Genomic DNA, 9,974 nt, shown 5'->3' on the forward strand with positions numbered 1-9,974 from the left:
TCTCCTCGGCCTCGGCGGCGTGCTTGGCCTTCCGCGCGGTCCGCCAGTAGTGCAGCCCGGCGGGGACGACCGTGACGAGCACCGCGAGGATGAGGATCACGTCGATGTAGTTCCGCACGACGTAGGCGATCGGCGGGATGTAGCCGAGGAAGTACCCGAGGAAGGTCACGCCGACGCCCCACACGACCGCGCCGATGGCGTTGTACAGCGAGTACTTCTTGTAGTTCATGCGCCCGACCCCGGCCGCGATCGGCAGGAAGGTGCGGACCACGGGGACGAAGCGGGCGAGGATGACCGCGAGCGGGCCGAAGCGGTGGAAGAACGCGTTCGTGCGGTCGACGTTCTCCTTCGAGAACAGTCCGCTCTCCTTGCGCTCGAAGATCGGGGGCCCGGCCTTCTTGCCGATGTAGTACCCGAGTTCACCGCCCAGGAACGCCGCGGCGCCGATCATCAGTGCGGCCACCCAGATGGGGATGCCGCCGATCTGGCCCCCGCGGTCGAAGGCGAAGAGGCCCGTGATGACGAGCAGGCTGTCACCGGGGAAGACGAAGCCGATGAGCAGGCCGGTCTCGGCGAAGACGATGGCGCAGACCACGAGCACGGCGATGGCCCCGAAGTGGTCGAGGATGTACTGCGGGTCGAGCCACGGGATCAGGGCGAGTGCGACGGAGTGCATGGTTCTTCCGGTCGTGTCGGGGCGGGGCACGGGGAGGCTCCCGCCTGACGAGGGTACCGCCCGGCGGTGACCGGCCCATCCGTCGGTGGGCTGACTTCGCCGAGCCGAGCCGAGCCGAGCCGAGCCGAGCGAGCAGAGCCGGGCCGAGCGAGCCGAGCACGGTGCGGAAGGAGGGACTCGAACCCTCACGCCTGGGGCACAGGAACCTAAATCCTGCGTGTCTACCGATTCCACCACTCCCGCGAGCAGCGGCAGTCTACCGAGCGGGAGGTGCGGGGCGGGCAGCAGCCGCGCCTCCCGGCCGCCCCGACGGGACCGACGGGACCGACGCCGTCAACGCAACCGACGTGGCAGGTACCGCGGCACGTAGCGCAGCAGCACCCCCGCACCGACCAGACCGAGCACCCCCATGACCCCGCTCGCCAACGCGAGCGACGCGACCGCGGTGACACCGGAGATCAGCAGCGGCGCCGCCGCGGACCCGAAGTCCCCGGTGAAGCGCCACGCACCGAGGAACGGTGCCGGGTTCCCTCGCGGTGCGAGGTCCGCCCCGAGCGTCATCAGGATGCCGCTGCCGACCCCGTTGGCGAGCGACATGCCGATCGCGATGGCGACGAACCAGCCGACCTTCGCGTCGAGGTGCCCGCTCCAGGCGAGCAGGAAGTAGCTCACGGCGAGCCCGAGCATGCACGGCAGGGCGCTCGCGAGTCGACCCCAGCGGTCCATGATCTGCCCGCTCGTGTAGAAGAGGGCGAAGTCGACGGCTCCGGCGATGCCGATGACGAGCGCAGCCGACGCGTCGTCGAGCCCGACGCTGACCGCCCAGAGCGGCAGGATCACCTGGCGTCCGGCGCGGAGCGCGCCGATCAGGGCCGCACCGCTGCCGAGCCTGGCGAGGACGGCCCGGTTCTCGCGGATGGTGCGGAAGAGGCCGTGCGCCTCGCGTTCGACGAACTGCGCGCCGGTGTCCGTGGGCGGCTCGTCGGGGTGCGGTCCGGGTGCGGAGCGTCGGGTCGCGTCGGTCGTGTCAGTTGCGCTGGTCGGGCCGGTCGCGTTCGTCGGGCCGGTTGCGTTCGTCGGGCCGGTTGCGTTCGTCGCGTCCGGTCTGGAGGCTCGGCTCGGCAACCGCAGACCGCGTTCGCCGGTCGCGGGGTCGCGCAGGACGAGGAGCGCCACCGCCGCCGCCAGGCAGCAGACCACGTGGATCCAGAAGGCGCTCTGCGTCGTGCCGGTCAGGTGGACCACGCCGGCCGAGAGGAAGGGACCGACGAAGTAGCCGAAGCGGAAGACGCCGCCGAGGCTCGACAAGGCGCGGGCCCGGATCCGGAGGGGGATCGCGGTCGTCATGTAGGCGTGCCGGGCGAGCGCGAAGACCGCGGTCGAGACGCCGACCAGGAACACCCCGACGGCGAGCACCCAGGGGCTCGGCGAGACGACGCAGACGAGCAGACCGACCACGGACACCACCGCGGCGCCGATCATCGCGTTCCGTTCCCCGATCCGCCCCACCACGACGCCGGAGGGCACGTCGCCGATGAGCTCGCCGACCAGGATCAGCGCGGCGACGAAGCCCGCGAACGCCAGGCTCGCGCCGAGGGAGTCGGCGGCGATCGGGATGATCGGGATGATCGCCCCCTCGCCGATCGCGAAGAGCGCCGCGGGCAGGAAGCCGGAGAGCAGGACGCCGCGGCGGTCGAAGGCGTCGTTCGTCGTGCTGGTCATCGTCGGGCAACGGTACGCCTGGACTCGTCGGGGGATGCGCTTACCCTGGATGCATGCGTGTACTTGCGGCGATGAGCGGTGGGGTCGACTCGGCGGTGGCCGCGGCGCGGGCCGTCGACGCCGGGCACGACGTGGTCGGCGTGCACCTGGCGCTGAGCCGGATGCCGGGCACGCTCCGCACCGGGAGCCGCGGCTGCTGCACCATCGAGGACTCGATGGACGCGCAGCGAGCTGCCTCGGCGCTCGGGATCCCGTACTACGTGTGGGACTTCTCAGCGCGCTTCAAGGAGGACGTCGTCGACGACTTCGTCGCGGAGTACCAGGCCGGCCGCACCCCGAACCCCTGCATGCGGTGCAACGAGCGGATCAAGTTCGCGGCACTGCTCGAGAAGGCGCTCGCCCTCGGGTTCGACGCCGTCTGCACCGGCCACTACGCCTCGATCGTGACCGGGACGGACGGTGCACGCGAGCTGCACCGCTCGGCGGCCTGGGCGAAGGACCAGTCCTACGTGCTCGGCGTGCTCACAGCCGAGCAGCTCGAGCACGCGATGTTCCCGCTCGGTGCGACGCCGTCGAAGGACGAGGTCCGGGCCGAGGCCGCGGCGCGCGGGCTCACGGTCGCGCAGAAGCCCGACTCCTACGACATCTGCTTCATCCCGGACGGGGACACCCGCGGATGGCTGGCCGATCGCGTCGGCGCCGAGCCGGGGTCGGTCGTCGAGCGCGACGGCACCGTCGTCGGCGAGCACGAGGGCGCGACGGGCTACACGGTCGGGCAGCGCCGTGGCCTGCACCTCGGCCGCCCGGCGCCGGACGGCAAGCCGCGCTTCGTGCTGGAGATCCGACCGAAGGACAACACCGTCGTCGTCGGACCGAAGGAGGCCCTCGACGTCCGGTCGATGGCCGGGTCCCGGTACACCTGGGCGGGCACGGCGCCCGTCGACCCGTCCGAGCCCTTCGCGTGCGACGTGCAGATCCGGGCGCACGCGGACCCGGTGCCGGCGACGGCGCGGGTGTCGGACGGCGAGCTCGTGATCGACGTCGACGAGCCGCTGTCGGGCGTCGCCCCCGGACAGACCGCGGTCGTGTACGTCGGGACCCGGGTGCTCGGGCAGTGCACGATCGACCGCACGGTCTCGGTGGTTCCCGCGGCCGTCTGAGCCCGGTCCGCCGGGGTGCCGCGGTCGGCTCCGCTGCGGTGTCGCCGCCCGCTGCGCGCGGGGTCGGCGGTGCACGGTAGAACTGAGGCATGAGCGACACGACCCCCGACTCGGCCGACTCGACGTTCGAGACGCTGGCCCCGGCCGACCTCGACGCCGCGCAGGCCCAGCGGGAGGTCGAACGCCTGCGGGTGCGCATCAACGAGCTGCGTGACGAGTACTACGAGGGCAACGGCTCGACGGTGGCGGACGGCGAGTACGACGCGATGGTCCACCGCCTCGACGCGATCGAACAGCGCTTCCCCGACCTGCTCACCCCGGACAGCCCGACGCAGACCGTCGGCGGACAGGCGCAGACCGTGCAGTTCGCTCCCGTCGAGCACGCCGAGCGGATGCTGAGCCTCGACAACGTCTTCAGCCCCGAGGAGCTCACCGAGTGGGCCGACAAGGTGCAGCGCGACGCCGGGTCGGAGCGGGTCCGCTTCCTGACCGAGCTGAAGATCGACGGACTCGCGATCAACCTGCGGTACGAGCACGGTCGCCTCGTCTCGGCGGCGACCCGCGGTGACGGCGTCGTGGGCGAGGACGTCACCGGGAACGTGCGCACCATGGGGACCATCCCGGACCGTCTCTCCGGCGAGGGGCACCCCGCGATCGTCGAGGTCCGCGGTGAGATCTTCTTCCCCGTCGCCCAGTTTGACGAGCTCAACGCCCGGCAGCGCGAAGCCGGGGAGCGGGTGTTCGCCAACCCGCGGAACGCCGCCGCCGGCTCGCTGCGCCAGAAGGAAGAGGGCAAGTCCGAGGCGAAGCGCGCGCTCATGGTCGACCGCCTGCGACGCCTCCGCATGCTCGTGCACGGCATCGGCGCGTGGCCGGTGCGCGAGCTCGAGCGCGACACCGAGGTGCACTCCCAGTCCGAGGTGTACGAGCTGCTGCAGACCTGGGGCCTGCCGACGAGCTCGCACTACCGGGTGTTCGACACCGTGGACGACGTCCTCGGCTTCGTCCGGACCACGGGGGAGCGTCGGGCCTCGGTCGAGCACCAGATCGACGGCGTCGTGGTGAAGGTCGACGACCTGGCCCTGCACGAGGAGCTCGGGTCGACCTCCCGCGCGCCGCGCTGGGCGATCGCGTACAAGTACCCGCCGGAGGAGGTCCACACGAAGCTCCTCGACGTCGTCGTCAGCGTCGGGCGGACTGGCCGTGCGACGCCGTTCGCCGTGATGCAGCCGGCCGAGGTCGCCGGGTCCGTCGTGCGTCAGGCGACCCTGCACAACCAGGACGTGGTGAAGGCGAAGGGCGTCCTGATCGGCGACACGGTCGTGCTCCGGAAGGCCGGCGACGTCATCCCCGAGGTCCTCGGTCCGGTCGTCGAACTGCGCGACGGCACCGAACGCGAGTTCGTGATGCCCTCGGAGTGCCCGGAGTGCGGCACACCCCTCGCCCCTGCGAAGGAGGGCGACAAGGACCTTCGCTGCCCGAACGCCCGGAGCTGCCCGGCGCAGGTCCGGGGCCGCGTCGAGCACATCGCGTCGCGCGGATCCCTCGACATCGAGGGCCTGGGTGAGGTCGCCGCGGCCGCACTCACGCAGCCGCTGCACCCGGAGCAGCCGCCGCTCGTCACCGAGGCCGGCCTGTTCGACCTGACGATGGAGGACATCGTCCCCATCGAGGTCATCGTCCGCGACGCCGAGACCGGCATGGAGAAGTCCGACGACGACGGCACCCCGAAGCGCGTCACCCCGTTCAGTCGTGCCCGCAAGAAGACCGACCCGCCGTTCGACGCCGACGCCCGCGGTGCCGAGTACACCGGGGAGCCGAGCCGCTACCCGTCCAAGAACGCCTTCGAGATGCTCGCGAACATCGAGGCCGCGAAGACGAAGCCGCTCTGGCGGATCATGGTCGGGCTGAGCATCCGGCACGTCGGTCCGGTCGCCGCCCGGGCGCTCGCGAACCACTTCGGGTCGCTCGACCGGATCCGGAACGCGTCGCGCGAGGAGCTCGCGGCGGTCGACGGGGTCGGCGGGATCATCGCCGACGCACTGCTCGACTGGTTCGCCGTCGACTGGCACCGCGAGATCATCGACCGGTGGACCGCGGCCGGCGTGCAGTTCACGACGCCGTACCACCCGGGCCCCGGCGCCGCGGTCGAGGGGGGAGTCCTCAGCGGGGTCACGGTCGTGGCGACCGGTTCGCTCGAGGGCTACACCCGCGAAGGGGCACAGGAGGCGATCATCGCCGCCGGCGGCAAGGCCGCGTCGAGCGTCAGCAAGAAGACGGACTTCGTCGCCGCTGGTCCCGGTGCCGGGTCGAAGCTCACGAAGGCCGAGCAGCTCGGGCTGCGGATCATCGACGCCGAGCAGTTCCGCCTGCTCGTGACCGAGGGGCCCGGTGCCCTGGGGACGGCCCAGACGGACGCAGCGGAGTCCTCCGACGCGGCCGCGGGCCAGGGGACCGGCGACGGAGACACGGCCGACTAGCGGGACGGCACAGGACAGAACGGTGCAGCGCAGGCTGGCGCAGCGCAGCACGGCGCTGCGCGGCTCGCCGTGAGCGACGCGCCGCCGACCGCGGACGAGCGATCGCGATCCGTACCCAGTTCGAGGGGCAAGTTGCAGGACGCATCCCCTGGCGAGCACATTCTCCTTACACTCGAAAGGGCATCAATCGTCGCCTGAGGGGGTCGACGACACGGCCTTCCCGGGGAGACCTGATTGCTGCTCATCGCTGCGGCCCTGCTACTCACCGCCTCGATGCACTCGTCGGGAGTGGTCGAGGCCCCCGCCGTGCCCGGTCCGGAGTCCCACGTCCTGGACGCGGCGGCGCACGGCGTCCTGCACGTCACCGGGACCGACGCGGACCGTGGTCACGCCGACCCGGACCGACTGGCGGTCGCGCAGGGTGCTGCGTTCCTCGACGCGCTCGGCACGGCCGGTCCGGGCGACCTGGCGCGCGCCGACTCGGACGAGCGCGTGCTCGCGACCGCGCAGGACCGGCCACCGACGGCGATCTCCGTGGCTCGGTGGTGGGGTGCGCTGAGCGCTGCCACGCGGGAGCGCCTGATCGCGTCCGCGCCCGCGGTCGTGGGCAACCTGGACGGGGTGCCGTACGACGTCCGTGACCGTGCCAACCGGACGACCCTCGACGCCGGGCTGACCGACGATGCGACGGCGACCGCGGGCGCCGAGTCCGGTCCGACCACCGCCCGCACCGCGATGCTCGAGCAGGTCCGGGACGCCCTGCACCAGGAGCCCGGCGAGGGGCCCCGACGCCTGGTCGTCCTCGACACCCGGGGTACCGGGCGCGCGGCCGTCGCCATCGGAGACCTGGCGAGCGCCCGGGACGTCTCGGTGGTCGTCCCGGGGATGTTCTTCACCGTGACCGGGCAGATGCACGACTTCACCGACACCGCGAGCGACCTGTACGACGAGCAGACGGCGGTGTCGGCGCTCGCCGAGACCCGCACCGGCCGAGGCGCGCCGGCCAGCGGCGACGGCGACGGCGACGGCAGCACCGGCGTCACGACGGGCGGTACGGCGGTGCTCGCCTGGATGGGCTACCGCACGCCCGACATGTCCAACATCCTGTCGCTCGGGCTCGCGCGGACCGGCGCGGACCGGCTGGAACGCGTCGTCGACGGCCTCGACGCCGTCCGCGGCGCCGACCGACCCCGGTTGAACGTCGTCGCGCACTCCTACGGATCGACGACGGCGCTGATGGCGCTGTCGTCGGGGCACATGCGGGCTGACTCGCTCACGGTGCTCGGCTCGCCGGGCAGCGAGGTGCAGTCCGCCGCGGAGCTCGCGGTCCGGACCGGGCAGGTCTACGTCGGGGACGCGCACAGCGACCCGATCGCCGGTTCGGGGTACTTCGGGACCGACCCGGGCTCCGCGGGGTTCGGTTCGACGGTCCTCGACCTCTCGGCGGACACCGCGGGCGTGGACACGGGCCTGTTCCGTCGTCCGGTCGGCCACAACGACTACCTCAAGCCCGGGACGGCCTCGCTGCACGACGTCGCCCTGATCGGCATCGGGCGGGGGGACCTCGTCCGGCACCAGGCCCGGCGCGGCCAGGGCGGCGACGGCACCGCGCAGCCCCTGCCCGACATGTACCTCCTGCGTCCCCAGGACCTCCAACCCCGCGACTGACCCGTCCCTGTGGGCGATCCTGTGCGCCGCCGCAGCCCCCGGCCGTCCCACGGCAGAACGACCCCAGTCCGCACCCGTACCGTGCCGCCATGCGTGCGTTGCGGTGGACCGGTGCCCTCACGACCTTCGTCGCCATGTCCGGGCTCGCCGGCCTGCTGGTGGCGGTCGCGGTGACCCCGGCGGTGGCGGTCGCGGGCGAGGGGACCTCCGGCGCGGTGTCGTTCTTCGAGGACCTGCCGAGCTACCTCGACATCCAGACGCCGCAGCAGGTGTCGTCGGTCTACGCCACGAAGGACGGGCAGCAGGTCAAGATCGCGTCGTTCTACGCCGAGAACCGGACCGACGTCGCCTCGAACGCCATGGCCGAGTCGCTGAAGCGTGCCGCGATCGACACCGAGGACCCGCGCTTCGAGGACGAGGGCGGCATCGACGTCCTCGGGACCGTCCGCGGCGTCGCGGCGACGGTCGTCGGCGGCGACGTGCAGGGCGGCTCGAGCATCACGCAGCAGTACGTGAAGAACGTCCTCGTGCAGCAGTGCGAGGAGCTCACGGGCGCGACGGCGGCCGCGACACAGACGAAGGTCGCGGCGTGCTACCAGGACGCCGCCGGGGTGACCCCGCAGCGCAAGCTGCAGGAGATGCGCTACGCCATCGCGGTCGACAAGAAGTACTCGAAGGACCAGATCCTCACCGGCTACCTGAACCTCGTCGGGCTCGGCGGGCGCGTCTACGGTGCCGAGGCGGGCGCCGAGTACTACTTCGGCGTCCACGCGAAGGACCTCTCGCTCCCGCAGTCGGCGACCCTCGTCGCGATCCTGAACAACCCGGCGAACCTGCGCATCGACGAGCCGGACGACAAGGACAACGGTGCGGCCAACGGCTACGCCGCGACGAAGACCCGGCGCGACTACGTCCTGCAGCGGATGTACGTGCACCACGACATCTCGAAGGCGCAGCTCGACCAGGCGAAGGCCACCCCGGTCACGCCGCAGATCACGGACACCGCGAACGGGTGCTCGGCGGCGGCGAGTGCGTACGACGCGGGGTACTTCTGCGACTACGTCCGCGACCAGGTGCTGCAGGACCCGGCGTTCGGCAAGACCGCCGCGCAGCGCATCGAGACCCTCGACACGAAGGGCCTCGAGATCCACACGTCGCTCGACCTGGACCTGCAGGCCCAGGCCCAGTCGGCACTGTCGTCCTACGTGCCGTCGACGATGGACGGCGTGGACCTGGGCGGCACGAACGTCACCGTCGAGCCGGGGACGGGCCGGGTGCTGTCGATGGTGCAGAACACCACGTACACGCAGAGCGACAACGCCGGCCCCGGCGCGACCGCGATCGACTACAACGCCGACACCGCCTACGGCAACTCCGGGGGGTTCCAGACCGGCTCCACCTACAAGGTGTTCACCCTGGCGGAGTGGCTGGCGTCCGGGCACACGCTGTCCGAGTCGGTGCCGACGGGCGAGCACCTGTTCCAGCAGTCGGAGTTCACCAACTCCTGCGAGGCGCTCGGCGGATCCCCCTGGCCGGTCTCGAACGCCGAGGCCGTCCCGGCGAGCATGAGCGTCCAGGCGGCGACCTCGGAGTCGATCAACACCGCGTTCGGCGCGATGGCGAAGCAGCTCGACCTCTGCAAGATCAAGGACCTCGCGCAGGCCATGGGCATCCACCAGGCGGACGGCTCGGCCCCGGCGTCCAACCCGGCGTCCGTGCTCGGCACCAACCCGCTCTCGCCGATCGACCTGGCCGAGGCCTACGCCGGTTTCGCGAACGGCGGCGTCGTGTGCTCGCCGACCGTGATCGACTCGGTGCGCGAAGCCGACGGCACGACGATCACCCCGACGCCGTCCACTTGCACCCGGGGCGTCTCCGCCGAGGTCGCCGGGACGGTCGACTACGCGCTGCAGGGCGTCCTGACCGGCGACGGCACGGCGGCCGCCGCGAACCCCGGCGACAGCACCCCGAAGTTCGCCAAGACCGGCACGACCGACGCGGACACGCAGAACTGGCTCGTCACGTCGAGCACGAAGTACACGAACGCGACGTGGGTCGGCAACGTCAGGGGGCTCGTCGGCCTCGCGAACACGCCGTTCCCGCACGGCACGACCGGGTACAGCGCGAAGTTCGGCGTGGGCCGCTCGATGATGTCGTGGCTCGACCAGCGGTACGGCGGGGGAGCGCTGCCCGAGCCCGATCCGGCGATGATCGGTTCGACGTCGCGGTCCGCGCAGTCCGCTGGCGGGTCGGCGTCGGACGCGAGAG

6 protein-coding genes and 1 tRNA gene are annotated in these 9,974 nt (G+C 71.9%); 4 read left to right on the forward strand and 3 right to left on the reverse strand.

The annotated features are described in order from the left end of the window. From D8M35_RS13670 to D8M35_RS13680, 3 genes are all read right to left on the reverse strand, one after another. Window positions 1-676 (reverse strand): DedA family protein (locus D8M35_RS13670; RefSeq protein WP_148113377.1); only part of this gene is annotated, 676 nt, incomplete at its 3' end. A gap of 162 nt (window positions 677-838) precedes the next feature. Next, window positions 839-919 (reverse strand) — tRNA-Leu (locus D8M35_RS13675). A 90-nt stretch (window positions 920-1,009) separates the two neighbouring features. Then, on the reverse strand, window positions 1,010-2,398 hold the full coding sequence (locus tag D8M35_RS13680) for an MFS transporter (RefSeq protein WP_126892350.1): 1,389 nt from the start codon (window positions 2,396-2,398) through the stop codon (window positions 1,010-1,012). A 53-nt stretch (window positions 2,399-2,451) separates the two neighbouring features. On the opposite strand from D8M35_RS13680, the gene mnmA reads away from it, so the two are divergent. The 4 genes from mnmA to D8M35_RS13700 all read left to right on the forward strand — a co-directional run. Further along, window positions 2,452-3,558: a tRNA 2-thiouridine(34) synthase MnmA gene (gene mnmA / locus D8M35_RS13685; RefSeq protein ID WP_126892351.1), complete on the forward strand. Its 1,107-nt coding sequence runs from the start codon at window positions 2,452-2,454 to the stop codon at window positions 3,556-3,558. 89 nt (window positions 3,559-3,647) lie between these two features. Further along, window positions 3,648-6,038 (forward strand): NAD-dependent DNA ligase LigA, encoded by a 2,391-nt coding sequence (gene ligA / locus D8M35_RS13690; RefSeq protein WP_126892352.1) that lies wholly within the window; start codon window positions 3,648-3,650, stop codon window positions 6,036-6,038. A gap of 234 nt (window positions 6,039-6,272) precedes the next feature. Then, window positions 6,273-7,706 carry an alpha/beta hydrolase gene (locus D8M35_RS13695; protein WP_126892353.1) on the forward strand — a complete coding sequence of 478 codons (1,434 nt, stop codon included), beginning with the start codon at window positions 6,273-6,275 and terminating at the stop codon, window positions 7,704-7,706. An 89-nt stretch (window positions 7,707-7,795) separates the two neighbouring features. Then, on the forward strand, window positions 7,796-9,974 hold a 2,179-nt coding region (locus tag D8M35_RS13700), incomplete at its 3' end, for a transglycosylase domain-containing protein (RefSeq protein WP_148113378.1).

The organism is Curtobacterium sp. HSID17257, from assembly GCF_003989515.1.
Taxonomy (GTDB): Bacteria; Actinomycetota; Actinomycetes; order Actinomycetales; family Microbacteriaceae; genus Curtobacterium.

Bases quoted from the DNA above. Each gene is read 5' to 3' on its own strand.
- D8M35_RS13680 (WP_126892350.1), bottom strand. From the start codon at position 2,398: ATGACCAGCACGACGAACGACGCCTTCGACCGCCGCGGCGTCCTGCTC.
- mnmA (WP_126892351.1), top strand. From the start codon at position 2,452: ATGCGTGTACTTGCGGCGATGAGCGGTGGGGTCGACTCGGCGGTGGCC.
- ligA (WP_126892352.1), top strand. From the start codon at position 3,648: ATGAGCGACACGACCCCCGACTCGGCCGACTCGACGTTCGAGACGCTG.